The 15,285-nt window shown below is 64.5% G+C and carries 13 protein-coding genes; 10 read left to right on the top strand and 3 right to left on the bottom strand.

Going from position 1 to position 15,285, the window contains the following annotated elements:
* The first annotated feature begins 2 nt into the window (after window positions 1–2).
* The 7 genes from EV688_RS10530 (at window position 3) to purT (ending at window position 6,636) form a co-directional block, all read left to right on the top strand.
* Window positions 3–503 carry a hypothetical protein gene (locus EV688_RS10530; RefSeq protein ID WP_117318024.1) on the top strand — a complete coding sequence of 167 codons (501 nt, stop codon included), beginning with the start codon at window positions 3–5 and terminating at the stop codon, window positions 501–503.
* The gene (locus EV688_RS10525) at window positions 500–2,350 is read left to right on the top strand and encodes a DUF294 nucleotidyltransferase-like domain-containing protein (RefSeq protein WP_117318026.1); all 1,851 of its coding nucleotides are present in this window, start codon (window positions 500–502) and stop codon (window positions 2,348–2,350) included. The genes EV688_RS10530 and EV688_RS10525 overlap by 4 nt, the downstream gene beginning before the upstream one ends.
* A gap of 32 nt (window positions 2,351–2,382) precedes the next feature.
* A complete protein-coding gene (locus tag EV688_RS10520; protein ID WP_240624368.1) occupies window positions 2,383–3,030 on the top strand; it encodes a 3'-5' exonuclease in 648 nt (215 codons plus the stop codon).
* Between the two features lie 220 nt (window positions 3,031–3,250).
* Window positions 3,251–4,678, top strand: coding sequence for a DUF1538 domain-containing protein (locus tag EV688_RS17715; RefSeq protein WP_117318138.1), 1,428 nt, complete (start codon window positions 3,251–3,253; stop codon window positions 4,676–4,678).
* The gene (locus EV688_RS10510) at window positions 4,675–5,031 is read left to right on the top strand and encodes a P-II family nitrogen regulator (RefSeq protein ID WP_117318028.1); all 357 of its coding nucleotides are present in this window, start codon (window positions 4,675–4,677) and stop codon (window positions 5,029–5,031) included. Before EV688_RS17715 ends, EV688_RS10510 begins: the two co-directional genes overlap by 4 nt.
* Before the next feature lie 3 nt (window positions 5,032–5,034).
* Complete coding sequence (locus EV688_RS10505) at window positions 5,035–5,436, top strand: CBS domain-containing protein (RefSeq protein WP_117318030.1); 402 nt, start codon at window positions 5,035–5,037, stop codon at window positions 5,434–5,436.
* Window positions 5,437–5,445: 9 nt separating this feature from the next.
* Complete coding sequence (purT, locus tag EV688_RS10500; RefSeq protein WP_117318032.1) at window positions 5,446–6,636, top strand: formate-dependent phosphoribosylglycinamide formyltransferase; 1,191 nt, start codon at window positions 5,446–5,448, stop codon at window positions 6,634–6,636.
* On the opposite strand, the gene EV688_RS10495 is transcribed toward purT, so the two are convergent.
* Entirely contained in the window at window positions 6,622–7,437 is an 816-nt protein-coding gene (locus tag EV688_RS10495) for a helix-turn-helix transcriptional regulator (RefSeq protein WP_205686637.1), read from the bottom strand. The genes purT and EV688_RS10495 overlap by 15 nt on opposite strands.
* Before the next feature lie 365 nt (window positions 7,438–7,802).
* Here EV688_RS10495 and EV688_RS10490 point away from each other — a divergent pair, with 365 nt between their 5' ends.
* From EV688_RS10490 to EV688_RS10480, 3 genes are read left to right on the top strand one after another with little or no spacing between them, the layout of a single operon-like run.
* Window positions 7,803–10,142, top strand: a complete 2,340-nt coding sequence (locus EV688_RS10490) for an efflux RND transporter permease subunit (RefSeq protein ID WP_117318034.1) — start codon at window positions 7,803–7,805, stop codon at window positions 10,140–10,142.
* On the top strand, window positions 10,126–10,944 hold the full coding sequence (locus EV688_RS10485; RefSeq protein WP_117318036.1) for an outer membrane lipoprotein-sorting protein: 819 nt from the start codon (window positions 10,126–10,128) through the stop codon (window positions 10,942–10,944). The genes EV688_RS10490 and EV688_RS10485 overlap by 17 nt, the downstream gene beginning before the upstream one ends.
* A gap of 56 nt (window positions 10,945–11,000) precedes the next feature.
* Complete coding sequence (locus EV688_RS10480) at window positions 11,001–12,275, top strand: DUF1302 domain-containing protein (protein WP_117318038.1); 1,275 nt, start codon at window positions 11,001–11,003, stop codon at window positions 12,273–12,275.
* 31 nt (window positions 12,276–12,306) lie between these two features.
* Here EV688_RS10480 and EV688_RS10475 read toward each other — a convergent pair whose 3' ends face one another.
* Together EV688_RS10475 and EV688_RS10470 are read right to left on the bottom strand one after the other, a co-directional pair.
* Complete coding sequence (locus EV688_RS10475; RefSeq protein ID WP_117318040.1) at window positions 12,307–13,650, bottom strand: Rid family hydrolase; 1,344 nt, start codon at window positions 13,648–13,650, stop codon at window positions 12,307–12,309.
* Window positions 13,647–15,245, bottom strand: a complete 1,599-nt coding sequence (locus EV688_RS10470; protein WP_162883917.1) for a flavin monoamine oxidase family protein — start codon at window positions 15,243–15,245, stop codon at window positions 13,647–13,649. Before EV688_RS10470 ends, EV688_RS10475 begins: the two co-directional genes overlap by 4 nt.
* Window positions 15,246–15,285 lie beyond the last annotated feature (40 nt).

The following is a 15,285-nucleotide window of genomic DNA, read 5'->3' as shown; positions in this document are numbered from 1 at the left end:
GCATGTTCACCAACAGGCACGTTATCGTGGCGCTGCTGGTGGCCCCGGTCATGGCCATACTGGCCTGGTTCGCGGTCGGCCAGCTGATCGGCGAACGTGCGGCACCGGCGCAGGCAGGACAGTCCTACCCGCTGCTGGCGCAGTCAAACTGCCGCTACGCCAGCGGCAGCTGCGAGCTGAAGAACGCGGAGCTCTGGCTGCGCCTGGAGGCACATTCCGGCGCCTCGCCACAGCTGCGCCTCACGGCCTCGCATCCCCTGGACGGGGTGAAGCTGGCCGTGTCTGCGTCGGCAGAGGAACAGTCCGCCGGCAGTGACGTGACCGCCTCGCCGCGTGCGCTGAACCCGCGCGGTGACGATGGCAGAACCTGGGTGCTGCCGCTGCCCGGCGATCTGCCGACAGACGCCAAGCTTCAGCTGGTGGCCCGGGCAGCGGGGGCGCTGTATTTTGCCGAGACGGGGACCGCGTTCGCCGCTGCCCCGAAACGGGAGCTGCGCCGATGACGACGCCGCCCGCTGAGCTGGCCGGCGTGGCCGGATTCCTCCGCCAGTCGCTGCCCTTCGATGTGCTGGATGAAGCGCAGCTGCAGGAGGCGGTCGCGGCCCTGAAAATCTCCTATCACCCCCAGGCCGAGCGCTTTGACGCCGCGACCCGGCCCATGGGCCTGCGCCTCCTGCGCAGCGGCGCTGTGGACCTGCGCAATGACAGCAACAAGCTGCTCGACCGGCTCGGCGAAGGCGAGAGCTTCCATATCGGCGGCCTGAATGCCGATGCGGAAGTGGTGCACGCCACGGTGATTGAAGATGCCCTGATCTATCTGCTGCCGGACGCCGCCTACCAGCGGCTGCGCGCCGCCAACCGCGACTTCGACCGCTACTTCAGTCGCCAGCGCAGCCGTCGCCTGCGCCGCGCCGCGCGTTACATGCCGGATGACAATCCGCTGCTGGCCCCGGTCGCACGGCTGATGACCACGGATCTGCTCTGCGTTGCCCCGGAAACGCCCATACAGGCGGTGGCGGCTGCCATGACCGAGCGCAGGGTGTCCTCGGTGTTCGTGACAGAGGCCGGACAGCTGCTGGGCATTGTGACCGACCGCGACCTGCGCAGCCGCTGTGTGGCGGCGTCGCTGCCGACCCGGACGCCGGTGCGCGAGATCATGACGCCCGACCCCCAGAGCATCGACGAGGAGGAGACCGTTTTCAACGCGACCCTGCGCATGACGCAGCACGGCTATCACCACCTGCCCGTGCTGCATGAGGGGGAACTTCGGGGAATCATCACCACCTCCGACCTGATCCTGGCGCGGCGCAACGATCCGGTCTATCTGGTGCAGCACCTGTCGCGCCAGGACAGCGTGGACGGCCTGCGCGAACTGCTCACCGGCCTGCCGGATCAACTGCTGACCTGGGTGCAGACCGGCATGCGCGCCGAACAGGTGTCACAGCTGCTCACGGCAATCAGTGACGCGGTCACGCTGCGCCTGATCCAGCTGGCCGAGCGCGAGCTGGGCCCGGCGCCCGGACCCTGGGCGTGGCTGGCCTTCGGCTCACAGGCCCGGGGTGAACAGCTGCTCGGCGCGGATCAGGACAACGGCATTGTTATCAGCGACCTGGTGCCCGCCGCCGAGCACGGCTGGTATGCGGCGCTGGCGCAGCGGGTGTGTGACGGTCTCGCGGCCTGCGGCTATGCCTACTGCCCCGGCGGCGTCATGGCCACCACCGACAGCTGGCGCCAGCCACTGGCGGTATGGCAGGACACCGTGGCCAGCTGGACGCGTGCACCCACCCCTGCAGCGGTGATGCGCGTCAGTATCTTCTTTGACCTGCGTGCCATTCACGGCGACCCCACGCTATGCACCGCGCTGCAGAACACCATGCTGCGCCGCGCATCGCGCGACACCATTTTTCTCGCGGCACTGGCGGCCAACATCCTGGCAAGCAAGCCACCGCTGGGGATTTTTCGTCGCTTTGTGGTCGATCGCGATGGTGAGCATCGCGACAGCCTCAACCTGAAGAAGCGCGGCGTGCTGCCGATCACCGAGATCGTGCGCCTGCATGCCCTCGCGCGCCAGGTGAGCGCGGTGAATACCAGGGAACGCCTGGAAGCGCTGGCCGAAGGACGTCACCTGAGTATCGGCGACAGTCGCAATCTGGCCGATGCCCTGCACTGCGTGCAGCAGCAGCGCATACGGCACCAGTGCGAGCAGATCGCCGCCGGCACGGCCGTGAACAATTTTCTCAACCCCCGGCAGCTGCCGCGCCTGGCGCGGGAACAGCTGCGCGATGCCTTCACCATTATTGATGAAGCGCAGTCCGCCGTGCGCCAGACCTACCGCGCCGGCATGGGTTGAGTGTGGTCGCGCCGCAGCTGCTCGGACTGAGAGTGGCACGTTTTCGCCGCCGCAAGCGGTTGCGGCCCGGCGCGCTGATGGATTGCTGGCAGGCAGGATTGCCGTCGCCGCGCACGGACTGGCGATCGCTGGACTTTCTGGTGGTGGATGCCGAGATGTCTTCGCTGGACCCGCAGCAGGGCGAGCTGCTGAGCCTGGGCTGGGTGGCTGTGCGCACCGGAGCCATTGACCTTGGCAGCGCAAGCCACCGGGTACTGCGTGCCAGCAGCAGTGTGGGACAGAGTGCGGTTATCCACCAGCTCCGCGACCTGGATCTGGCGGATGGCGAGAAGCCAGAGAGCGCACTCGACGCACTCCTGCAGGCCGCCCGCGGGCGGATTCTGGTGTTCCACAATGCCCGTCTCGACCTGGCATTTCTCGATCCCATTGCCTGTTCCTGCCACGGCACGCCCCTGCTGCTGCCTGTTGTCGATACCCTGAGGGCCGAGCAGCGCCTGCTGTCACGCCGCAGCATGACGCCCCGCGCAGGCGACCTCACACTGACGGGCTGCAGAGCGCGCTACGGGCTGGATGGTCACGCGGCGCACAATGCGCTTGGCGATGCGCTGGCCACAGCGGAACTGCTGCTCGCCCACGCCAGTTCGCGCGGCGCGGGAATTTGCCTCGGGGATCTTTTATGATCGCGGACCGGAAACCCGGCCGGAGGCGGCGCCAGCCGTTTTCATAGCCCGCTTGGCAGTAATCGCTTCAGACGCGCGATTGTCGGACCGCCCGTAACAGGCCCGGGAAATCTCCGCAGGGAGACGGTATGATAGCCTCGTCGATCTGGCCGGATGCTTATTCTTGCTGTATTTCCTGAAGCAGCTCCATGCGCAATTTTTACACGCATTGCGCAACCTGATGCCCATCGTGCTAGTGGTCGTCTTCTTCCAGCTGGCCATTTTCCGCTCACTGCCACCGGATCTGCCGAGCCTGTGCCTGGGCCTGGTAATCGTGGCGATAGGCATCGCGCTGTTTCTGCAGGGCCTTGAGCTGAGCATTTTTCCTGCCGGCAAGAGTCTCGCCAACCAGTTTGCACGCCGCGGCTCGGTACTTTTACTGATGGTCTTCGGATTCTCCCTGGGCTTTGCCGCTGTCGTGGCGGAGCCGGCACTGATCGCCGTGGCCGAGCAGGCGGAGCGGATCAGCGAGGGCCGGGTCAACGGCATTACCCTGAGGGTGATCGTGGCCCTGTCCGTGGGCGCGGTGATTGCCCTGGGCATTGTGCGCATTGTCTACGGCTGGCCCATTCACTGGCTGATGATCGGCGGCTACGTCATCGTGCTCTGCGTCACCGGGTTCGCCCCGGCGGAAATCGTCGGCCTTGCCTACGACTCCGGCGGTGTCACCACGAACATTGTCACTGTGCCCCTGATAGCCGCGCTGGGGCTGGGGCTGGCCAATTCCATCGCCGGACGCAACCCGCTGCGCGACGGCTTCGGCCTGGTGGCCCTTGCGGTTATGGTGCCGATGATCAGCGTCCAGTTCTATGGTATCTGGGTCTACAGCGTGGCAGGGACAGAGGCAGTCAGCCTGGCTGCGTCCGGCTCACGCGAACTGCACTGGGCGCTGGGCATGCTGCTTGACCTGGCGGAAATGCTGCGCGACATCCTGCCCATGATCCTGGTGGTTCTCTTTTTCCAGTACGTAGTGCTGCGCAAGCCCCTCGCCAATGCCGCACGCGTCGGGCTGGGTTTTCTGCTGGTGCTTTTCGGGCTGTATGCCTTCGTGGTGGGCCTCAAGCTCGGGCTGTTCCCTGTCGGCACGCTCATGGCGGAGCAGTTGATCGAGAGAAACGAGAACCTGCTCATCCTACTGTTCGCCTTCATGATCGGCTTTGCCACCACCATGGCGGAACCCGCGCTGATCGCGATCGGCGATCAGGCCCAGCAGGCGGCGCCGGGCAAGCTCAAGGGCAACGTGATTCGCCTCGTGGTTGCGCTCGGCGTTGCCATCGGCATCAGCGTCGGTGTGTTCCGCATCATTGGGGGCCACTCGATTCACCACTACATCATGACTGCGTATCTTGTCGTGTTGATTCTGACCTTCGTGTCTCCGCGCTATATTACGGCGCTGGCCTTCGATCTCGGTGGCGTCACCACATCCGAAGTCACGGTGCCACTGGTAACCGCACTCGGTATTGGTCTTGCAAGCTCGATCGACGGTCGCAGCGCGCTGCTCGACGGTTTCGGGCTGATTGCTTTCGCCTCCATATTCCCCATCATTTCCGTGATGCTGTATGCCCTGGTGGTTGAGGCGGCATCGAAGAGAAGGAGATCAGACCCATGAAATTCTGTGCCGTAGTGGTGATCGCCCCTGACGACCTGGAGCAGGCCGCCATCGAAAAAGCCAAAAAAGCCGGCGCCTCCGGCATTACCATACTGACTGGACGCGGTATTGGCGACGAAAACCGCAAGACCTTCCTGGGCCTCACGTTTGAGGGCAGCCAGTCGGTACTGTTGATGGTGGTGGCCAAGCAGCTGTCACAGCCGATTCTGAAAGCCATGCGCGACGTTCTCGTGGACGACGGTAATTCCCGCGGAATCGCTTTCAGTATGGGTATCGATCACCTCACCGGCATCGAAATGTCGCAGGTGATGAAGTTCGAACAACATATGCATGACCTGGATGAGGAGAATTAGGGTATGGCTTTGAGGAAACTGGTCAGGGATGTCATGGTAAGAGACATCGTCACGATCTCGCCGTTCAGTACGCTGCGCGAGGCGCTGTTGATGATGCGGGACCGCAACGTGAAGAGCCTGGTGGTTGACCGGCATGATAGTCACGACGCCTTTGGTCTTCTCACGTATACCCATATTCTCAAAACCATCATCGCCGAGGAAGGCGACATCGATCTGGTCAACGTCTACGATGTGTGTGCCAAACCGGCGCTCTCCGTACACCCGGACCTGGCCACGCGGCACGCGGCACACATGATGCACGGCCACAACGTGAAGCGCCTGCTGGTCACTGAGAACAACCAGGCCGTGGGCATCATCACCACCAACGACCTCGTGCGTGATGTACTGAGGCTGATCGAACAGTAAGGCGCTGACATGACAACCATCGGCACACCGCTCGCTCCTGGCGCCACCCGTATCATGCTGCTTGGCAGCGGTGAACTGGGCAAGGAAGTCGCCATCGAACTCATGCGCCTTGGCTGCGAGGTGATCGCCGTTGACCGCTACGCCAATGCCCCGGCCATGCAGATTGCCCACCGAAGCCACGTCATCAACATGCTGGATGGCGCAGCGCTGCGTGCGCTGGTGGAGAGCGAGAAGCCGCAGCTGATCGTGCCGGAAATCGAGGCCATTGCGACCGACGAGCTGGTACGGCTGGAGTCCGTGGGCTGGCACGTCGTACCCACCGCCCGCGCTGCGCAGCTGACGATGAACCGCGAGGGCATACGGCGACTTGCGGCAGAGGAACTGGGGCTGCCGACGTCGCCGTACCGCTTTGCCGCAACCCGGGAATCTTACCGGGCTGCGGTAGACGACATCGGCGTGCCCTGCGTGGTCAAGCCCATCATGTCCTCATCGGGCAAGGGCCAGAGCACAGTGCGATCCGCCGACGATATCGACAGGGCCTGGGAACATGCCCAGTCGGGAGGGCGCAGCGGAGCCGGCACGGTTATCGTCGAGGGCTTCATCGATTTTGACTACGAAATCACACTGCTGACGGTGCGTCATCGCGATGGCACCGCATTCTGCGAGCCCATCGGCCACCGCCAGGAGCGCGGTGACTACCGCGAATCCTGGCAGCCGCAGGTCATGAATCCGCAGGCACTCGAGCGGGCCCGGGAGGTCGCGGCAGCGGTAACCGCCGCGCTCGGTGGACACGGCATCTTTGGTGTAGAGCTGTTCGTTCGCGGCGATGAGGTGTACTTCAGCGAGGTCTCGCCACGGCCCCACGATACCGGCCTCGTGACCCTGGTCTCACAGGATCTCTCGGAGTTTGCACTGCACGCCCGGGCCATTCTCGGTCTGCCGGTGCCGCTGATACGCCAGCGTGGCCCCGCCGCGTCCGCGGTTCTGCTGGTCGAAGGCAACGCCACCGACATACGTTTCGGCAATCTGGCCGCCGCACTGGAAGAGCCGGATACCCATCTGCGCCTTTTCGGGAAGCCCGAGGTGCAGGGTGAACGTCGCATGGGTGTGGCGCTGGCGCTGAGCGACAGCACAGCGGGGGCTGTAGAGAAAGCATTGCGGGTTATCGGGAAAATTGATGTTGATCTAGCGGGGGGATAGGCTCTGCACGCCCCCTCCCGAGCGCAGTTTTGCCAGCAGGCGACCACGGCTGGTAACGTCGTAGTGGCGGTAGACGCGCTGCACATGACGGTTGACCGTGTGCCGGCTCAAACCCAGCCTAGATGCAATCTGCTTCTCCGATTCGCCCGCCAGAAGACCCATCAGAACCTCGCGCATTCTCGGCGTCAGTCCTGCGAGGTCCTCCCTGGTGCCAGGGAGGGTCAACAGCCGACCCTGCAGCTCGGACAACCCGTGATGGACAAGCCGGACGAGATAGCGGGCGGGAGCAGGGAATGCACCATCCCCGGCGTCCCGGTGCAATACCAGGGTCTGCTCACAGCGCGGGCCCGCCGTTGGCAGAGACAGCGACGAGGTGATCCGGTCGCCGAGACCGCAGGCAGCCACATAATCTCCATAATGGCGTGAGCGCTGCCACGCGCTGCGCTCCACAACATCGTAAAGGCTGCGGGTAACCAGTCGGCTACTGCCTCCAGCGCGGGTATAGAAGCCGCGATGGAAAAGGTCATCGCGGTGGGCCTCCGTCGCCTGGTAATGCGCCCAGAGAGCCTGCTCCCGGGCGTCCAGAAACCCGCTGGCCAGGGTTTCGGAGACCTGCTCGACCGCTGACAGCGGCGCATCCACATGCAGGTAAAGCGCCACGCGCGCACCTGTCATGGCCTGCAGTCCTGTCAGCAGATGCGCGCGCCAGGCCGTGGAATCCTCGCGGTGCTCCAGACACTCCCCCAGCAGATGATAGGCGCGACGGACGTCACGCAATCTTGGCCGCGCGCGCCGACTCACAGATTGCGCTTCCCGCCACGCGATGCCGCATTGGTGTCTTTACAGTAATGCGCGATCCGTCGCCGTGATCTAGCTTTGAGAAAAAACGCACAGACCGTCAACGTATTCATTCCAGTCGATACATCCGCAGGAGATTCATGCCCACCAGATCCACCATGAATTATTACCGCAAGTGTTTCATGCGCGCAAATTCTGCCTCTGTGTCCGTCCTTGTGAGGGGATCAGGGGTGCTTTCTCGCTATTAAGGGAACAGAGCAGCTTGCAGGTGGCCCTCCGCATCACTGCCAGTGCTTCAGTGGAACCGAACCGGCACTGTCACTGCATACGCCGGCACGACGATAAACCGATAAAGGAGCACTGACACCATGCACTCAAGGATCTCTGACACGCTGCGGGCGCTGATGGATCGGCAGCTGCAACACCCCGCCAGGCTGCTGATCGCCTGCGGTCTGCTGACGCTGGTATTCGGTATGGGGCTGCGAGGCGTCTCCAAGGATCCATCGGTAGATGCTTTCGTTCCCGGCAACCATCCGGCAGCACTGGCCCGGGACATTGCCCGTGACACGTTCGGACTTGAAGACCCCATTGTTATCGGCCTCGCAGCACCCGCCGGGGAGAGCGCCTTCACACCGGCGCGGCTGGAGGCGCTGCGACGAATCGACCAGGCCGTGCGCCGGGTTGATGGCGTGAAGAAGAATGATGTCCTGAGCCTCGCCGGGGAAAATGCCATCAGCGGCAGCCAGGGCGACCTGCTGGTCGACCCCATTATCGAACCCGGCCCTGTGACAGCAGAAACCGCGGCCCTGGCGGCCCAGCGCTTTCGCAATATGCCGATGCTGTCGGGCCTTCTGGCCTCGACCAACGGAGACATGCTGATCGCCATTGTCCCGGTCGTTGACCCGAATCACGCCGTGGAAAGCGTCACCGCGGTTCGCGCGATTGCGGAGAGGGAGGCCGGTGACGTGGCGCAGGTTCACGTTGCGGGGGTGGCCGCGATGAATGCGCGTCTGGCAACAATGGTCGATACCGATACGCGAATCTTTATCCCGGCAGCCATTCTCACCGTACTGGCGATTCTGCTGTTCGCGCTGCGCCGGCCCGCCGCGCTGCTCGGGCCACTGTTTGTCATCGCTTCCTCCGCCGCCGTCGCCATTGGTCTCATGGGCTGGCTGGGCTCGAGTTACTACCTCATTACCACGGCTCTTCCGGTCGTCATCATGGCGATCGCGGTAGCCGATAGTCTGCATATTTCTGTGTTTTACCTCCGGGCTCGCCGGGTCTCGCCGGAAATGTCCGCGCGCGTGGCGGCATCCGAGGCGCTCGGACATACCTTTGTGCCGGTGTCGCTGACGACACTGACCACGATCGCCGCATTTCTCGGGCTTTCCGTCGGTGCCGCCATGCAGCCAATCAGCGAATTCGGCATCTACGCTGCCGTGGGCGTGGCCGCCGCGTGGCTGTTCAGCCTCACAGCCCTGCCGGCAATTCTGGTTCTCACTGACCTTCGCCCCGGGGCGGGCCCCGCGCGGGAAGAAGACGATACGCCGATCGGTCGCGCCATCGCCGCAGTATCCACCGCGTCCCTGTCGCGCCCGAAAACGGCGCTGGCGCTGACTTTCACGGCACTGGTTCTGCTAAGTTTTTTTGGCCTGCGCGCCGAATTTGACTACGAGCGTCAGCGCTACTTTGTCGCCGACGATCCGGTGCGGATTGCCGACGAGACGATCAACGCGCGCCTCGGCGGCATGAACTTCCTGGACGTAATGGTCAGCTCACCGACTACCGGTGGACTGATGACGCCAGCCGCCATGCGGGCCATTGCCGACCTGCGCAGAGAGATGGCGAGTCTGCCACTGGTCGTGAATGTCACTGGCATCGACAGCTACCTGTCCCTGCTACACGCGGTGCTCACTGACGCCAGCTATGGCGAACTGCCTACCCGCGAACGCGGGCCCGGCCAGTACATGTTTCTTTACGAAACCGCCGGTGCGCCCGAGGATTTCAGGCGCGACATCGATTACAACCATACCCGGGCACTGGTGCGGGCGCAGCTCTCCACCGACAGCTACCGGAGCACGCTGCCCGTGGTCCGCGCACTCGAGCGCCAGCTGGAAACCTGGCGCGCCAGTAGCGGCCTGGACGCGCAGATCAGCGGACGCGTCGCGGTTAACGATGGCTGGATGAGCCAACTGGCCGCCAACCACTTTGTCGGACTTGGCGTCGCCTCCGCCCTGGTTTTCCTGACCACGCTGGTGATTTTCCGCTCGGCGATTTTTGCCAGTCTCGCGGTAATACCGGTCTTTGTCGGCGTTGTGACGGTTTACGCCTGCATGGGACTGTTCGGAATCGATATTGCGCCGGCGACCTCCATGACTGCCGCCATCGCCACGGGGCTCGGCGTTGACTTCGGCATCCACCTGGTCTCGCAGCTGCGCAGGCAGCTCGACATCAACCCCGAGGCAAGCGCCGCGGTCAGCGGCAACTATATCGTTGTCGCCCGGGCCTGCTTCTGGTCGGCGGTGGCGCTGGGTCTTGCACTGGCCGTGATCTGCATCAGCTCGGCGCCGCCACTGCGCTGGTTCGGCGTACTGGTGGCGGTCGGTGCCCTCGGATCGCTGGTGGGCGCGCTGGTCATGCTGCCGGCCCTCATTGCCTCCATTTCACTCATTCCCCAACGGAGCCAGACTCATGTTGCTCACGCCTAGACAGTTCATGCTATCCCTCTTTTTGGCCGCAGGCACCGGTGCCGCTGTGGCGGGAGGGGCCTCCGATCCTGCCGCGCTGGCAACCGCGCAGGCAATCGCTGCGCGCCCGGCCAACGAGGGCCGGGTGGGCACCATGCATTTCGCGATGCGCAACGGATCCGGCGATACGCGCCAGCGCGAGGCGCTGATGTTCCACTCGGACACGCCGGAGACAATCCGCATTGCCATTTTCTTTACCCAGCCAGCCATGATCAGCGACACAGCTTTCCTCACCTTTGACCACCGGGTCGGCGATGACGAGAACTGGCTGTACCTGCCCGCTACCGGGCGCGTGCGGCGCCTGCCAGTGTCAGATCGCGGTGACTACTTCATGGGAACCGATCTGTCCTACGGTGATATCAAGGATGATTTCAAATTTGGTCTGGAAGACTGGATATTCACGTCAGCGCGGGAGGAGACTGTCGACGGCATTCGCTACGCGCGGCTCGAGGGTGAGGCGCAGTCAGCCCGGATCATTGCAGAAACCGGCTACTCGCGATTCACCGCACTGATCGACACCGAGCGCAACTTTCCGGTGGATATCACCTACCTTGATGCTGACGGTGACCCTCTGAAGCATATTGTCGTTGAGGAACTCGACACCGTTGGCGGCGCCTGGACCGCGATGCGCTTTACGGTGGACCAGCTGCAGAGCGGCCATACCACCGTCGTGTATTTCACAGACATGCAGCACAGGCCGCACCTTGACGACAGCGTATTCGACGCCGAGTCCCTCGCCTACGGCGTACCCTACCTCGACTGACAAGGCACTCCATGGATCTGTCACCCGCCCCGACGAGCACGAGGCGCCGCTCAGTCATGCGCCTGTCACGACTCTCTGCGTCAATGCTTGCGGCCCTGCTTGCGCTCGAGGCGACGGCGGCACCCCTGCGCAGCAGCAGTTCACTGCAGACAGAAAGCGTGATAGCCGCCGCAACCCGGGGTGGCGTGTCGCAGCTGCGTGTCATCCTGCTGCCAGAGACTCAGCTGCGAATGGGCCGTACCTGGTCTGCCGAAGGCCGCCTGCGTCTGGAGGGCGCAGCCAGCGACACTGGCCTTGGTACCCGGGAGACCTACAGCACTGTGTCCGAGCCCTGGCAGTCGGGCAATGATGTCCGCGTCGAAATCGATGCCGCCACGCTCAGCTGGCGCAAACGCACGACCCAGCTGACGCTGGGCAAGCAGACCGTGGCCTGGGGCGTGCTCGATGGCGTACAGGTGACGGATCGCTTTGATGCGGTGCGCCGCCGTGAGGTGGTCTTCACGCAGGACCGGCCCGAGCGTATTTCACGCTGGGGCGCCCGGGCACGCTTTCGTTTTGGTGATACGCGCCTGGACGCCGCGGCTGCGTTTGATGGCACCGTCAATCAACTGGCAGGAACGGGAGATGCGTTCGATATCCGCGCGGCGCGATCCCGGGGCGGGATTCCGGCCGGCATTGTACCCGCGAGTATCGACGTCGATGTCCCGGATAATCCAACGCTCGGAGTTCGGGCCTCGCGGACTATCGGCACATCAGATACCAGTGTCATGGTCATTCACGGCCCGGATACGGAGCCGGTTTTCCTGGCGGATGGCAACGGCGTGGAGCTCCGCTATCCGGTGCGCACGCTTCTGGGCGCCACCTGGCAGCACGCTGCAGGCGCGCGGGTGTGGCGACTGGAGGGCGCTTATATTCCCGAGCAGCCGGTGAATCTTGTGCCTGTTCGGGGGCTCGCGGCGGCAAAAGAATCGCGCTGGCTGATCGGTAGCGGGCTGGACTGGAGCCTGCCGGGGGGCGTCTTCCTGAATGCACAGCTGGTGGTGGACCATATCGCCATCGGAGACATCGACCTGGTCCGCCCGGAAACCGACGTGGTGAGCACGCTGCGCATCCAGCGCAGCTTCCGCAACGAGCGCTGGCGCGCGGTACTGGAGATGATCAACGTGCTCAGCGACGGCAGCGGCAGTCTGCGGCCAGCCCTCACCTGGCAGCAGGGCAACTCGCTGGCCCTGGATCTCGGCGCCGACCTGATCTGGGGACAGCAGAGTGACCTGATCGGTCAGTTCGAGCGGGCCAGCCGGGTGACGCTGCGGATCCGGAAGACCTTCTGATGGGGTCAGGTGCGACGACGACCCGGCCCCGCTAGGGCCGCGCCAGCACCACCTCGATCTCGACCAGCATGCCCGGCACCGCCAGCCCGGCCACCTGCAGCGCCGAGCGCGCGGGCAGGCTGGGCTGGTCCTCGGTGCCAAAGTAGCGACGATAGGCACGCATCATGCCCTGAAAGTCCATCATGTCCTCACCCTCAGGCGCGACCAGGAACACCTGCATCTTGATCACGTCACCGAAGGTCAGGCCCTTCGCTGTCAGCGACTCCTCCAGCCGTGCGAACACGGACAGGGTTTGTGCCTCCGTGTCGCCCCAGTAGTCCGGGGAATACTCCTTTGCATCGGGATTGGCGGGGCGCGGTGTCGTGCCGCTGTGATAGACCAGGGTTGTGCCCGGCAGCACCTCCACCGCCTGGGCGATGGGGAAATCACTCCCGGGCAGCTTGTGCCGGCGGACCTCCGCCGAGGCGCTGGCACTCGCGCCCACCGCGAGCGCCAGTGCCGCGGTGGCGGCCAGTTTGCGGGGGCGGGAAGTCGGTTGCTTGTTCATGGAATTATCCTCAGCTTTGGGTTGTGGGGTGGGCGCCGCCGCGCTGGCCATCGTTGTAGACAGCCCGGCAATGTACGCCACCGTATCGTACACCGCCTGCTCATCCGCGAGTCCAGCGCTTGCCAGGCGCATGCCCGTGCCGGCGACGTCCTGTGCGTCATAGCCCCGCACGCCGCGACGGAAGCCGTCGATCTGCCGCGCCAGGTACCAGGACTCGCGGCCGACCAGCGGTGGCGCCTGCAGGTCCGCGTTACCGCTACCATCGACACCGTGGCAGGCGGCGCAGGCCTCATATAGCACGGCACCGCGGGCCGTATCCCCGATGGCGGCGGGATCATCACGACCCCTGTCCGCAGCGGCTGTCACCAGCGCCGCTCCAGAGACTGGCGCCGGCAGGGACACGACCAGATCGACCGCGCGTTCCACGGCACTGTCATCCAGCTGCGCCGCCTGCGGCCACATGGCCGCGCCGTAGCTGTCGTCGGGATGCCGGCCGCGCCAGCCCTCGCGAAAGGCACGCAGCTGATTGCGCACGTACCAGCCCGGCAGCCCGGCGAGTCGCGGTGCATTCAATGCCCGGTTACCGCCAAGACCCACGCCGTGGCAGGTGGTGCAGGCAATCAGCTCTTCCGCCACGGGGGGCAAGACAAAATCGCCGTCATCCACTGCTGTTGTTGCGCTGTGCTGATCGGCGTGCGCCATTGCCGCTGCCGACAGCAGGGCGACGGCCAGCCGTCTCGCAACAGAGCCGGCACTTTGCCAGCGGGAGGATGTCCGGCGTCCGGGTCTGTCGATACAGCGCTCCGCAAACAGGCGCCCCGGCGTCATCGCGCCGCCACCCGCGGCGCTGCCACCTGTGACTGCAGCTGCTGGATGGCATGATGTGCGGACGAGAAGGCCCCCTCCTGCCAGCCGGGGTGGTAGCTCATCTGGTCCCCCATCAGCAGGTGACGGCCACGCAGCGGCCGCTGCAGGTAGGGGAAATGCCGACTGCGCGCCGTGTCACTCCATTTCGCGGTGCAGCCCATGTTGAAGTTCATGCGCTGCCAGGGCACGCTGACAAAGGTGTGGGCGTGCTGCTTCGCCTGCGGATGCAGCTTTTCCAGCTGCGACAGCGCACTGGCATAGCGCTGCTCCGGCGGCATGCGGGCAAACAGTTCGGCATGCGCGGGGTCAAAGGTATAGGCGGCCAGAACAATCCCGCTGGGGAGGTGGGCGCCGTGAGGGGGATACCAGACCTGCTCGATGGGCTGGCTGGTCCAGGAGATGCCACCGTAAATCCCCTCGTCTTCCCAGAAGCGCTGGTTCATCTGGATGCCCAGCTTGAACAGCTTGCCGCGACCGATGCTGTTCAGCGCCTCGGTGTAGCGCGGCGGAAAGTTGTGATCGATACCCGCCAGCAGGTGCGCAGGGATGCAGTTCAGGCAGTAATCCGCACGCAGGCGATGGTGGGCACCGTCGCGCTGGTAGACCACGTCCACCCCGTCATCCAGCACGCGGATGCGCTGCACCACCGCGTGGGTAACCATGGGGCTTGTGATATTGCGCTCAAAGGCGTGCACAATCGCATCCATGCCGCCGCGTGGCTGCATCAGTGGCGCTGCCTGGTCTTCGCTTTCACCAAAGTGCATCTTGTAGCGCCAGAAGTCGGACTTGAGAATTTCCGAGAAATCGAGCCCAGGCGGCAGCTGCCCCGGCTCAAGCATACCGGCCGTGGGCGAGAGATTCCCGGGCTGAAGGTGACCGCCGCGCGGGGAACCGCGATAGACCAGGTTGCTGTCGAGGTCGCCATAGCTGCGCAAAAAGCCCATGAAGCGCTCGACGTCGTCCGCATCCAGCGCCTCGTCAAGGGCGCCCTCCCGGCTGAGCTTGCCGGCAAGCTCGGCCAGGAAACCCCGGGCCTCGGTGACGAAGTGGCGCTGGCGCACACGCTCGCCGCCAAAGGCCGCGTCATCCTGGGTCCAGGCGTTGTAGTCGACGTTGACGAAGGGCTCGAGCTCCACCCCGAGGGTCTTGCAGTAGTGGAGCAGCAGGCGATGGTGCGCGGGAATGCGCGCCGGTCCGGCGTTGAAGTAGAGATGCGGTTCGTCATCGAATTCGCAGCGGCGCGGAAAGCCCATCTCGTCGATCAGGTCGCCGGAGCGCAGGGTGAGGTTGCGCCCGCCGAGACGATGCGAGGCTTCCAGAATGGTGCACTGGAAGCCGGCGCGCTCCAATTCGAGGCACGCCATGAGACTCGACAGACCGCCGCCAAGCAGAACAACCGAGCGGCCATCGCCCACCGGCATCGGTCTGGAGAGCGCATCCGCGTTTGCCGCACCCGGCGTCAGCCCCAGCGCCACTGCGCCCTGCAGCACCGCAGCAGAGCCCCCCGCGGCACCGAGCCGCTCCAGAAAAGCCCTGCGCGTTAATGAAACAGACATAAGTGACTCCGCCATCCGCTTGCCATTCAGCTACCGGATG

This window comes from Chromatocurvus halotolerans (genome assembly GCF_004340525.1).
Classification (GTDB): domain Bacteria; phylum Pseudomonadota; class Gammaproteobacteria; order Pseudomonadales; family Halieaceae; genus Chromatocurvus; species Chromatocurvus halotolerans.
The sequence above is the reverse complement of the archived record's forward strand: the minus strand, read 5'-3'. Positions and strand labels throughout refer to the sequence as shown.

Bases quoted from the DNA above. Each gene is read 5' to 3' on its own strand.
- EV688_RS10505 (WP_117318030.1), top strand. From the start codon at position 5,035: ATGGCTTTGAGGAAACTGGTCAGGGATGTCATGGTAAGAGACATCGTC.
- EV688_RS10530 (WP_117318024.1), top strand. From the start codon at position 3: ATGTTCACCAACAGGCACGTTATCGTGGCGCTGCTGGTGGCCCCGGTC.
- EV688_RS17715 (WP_117318138.1), top strand. From the start codon at position 3,251: ATGCCCATCGTGCTAGTGGTCGTCTTCTTCCAGCTGGCCATTTTCCGC.
- EV688_RS10510 (WP_117318028.1), top strand. From the start codon at position 4,675: ATGAAATTCTGTGCCGTAGTGGTGATCGCCCCTGACGACCTGGAGCAG.
- EV688_RS10485 (WP_117318036.1), top strand. From the start codon at position 10,126: ATGTTGCTCACGCCTAGACAGTTCATGCTATCCCTCTTTTTGGCCGCA.
- EV688_RS10480 (WP_117318038.1), top strand. From the start codon at position 11,001: ATGCGCCTGTCACGACTCTCTGCGTCAATGCTTGCGGCCCTGCTTGCG.
- EV688_RS10475 (WP_117318040.1), bottom strand. From the start codon at position 13,650: ATGACGCCGGGGCGCCTGTTTGCGGAGCGCTGTATCGACAGACCCGGA.
- EV688_RS10470 (WP_162883917.1), bottom strand. From the start codon at position 15,245: ATGTCTGTTTCATTAACGCGCAGGGCTTTTCTGGAGCGGCTCGGTGCC.
- EV688_RS10490 (WP_117318034.1), top strand. From the start codon at position 7,803: ATGCACTCAAGGATCTCTGACACGCTGCGGGCGCTGATGGATCGGCAG.
- EV688_RS10525 (WP_117318026.1), top strand. From the start codon at position 500: ATGACGACGCCGCCCGCTGAGCTGGCCGGCGTGGCCGGATTCCTCCGC.
- purT (WP_117318032.1), top strand. From the start codon at position 5,446: ATGACAACCATCGGCACACCGCTCGCTCCTGGCGCCACCCGTATCATG.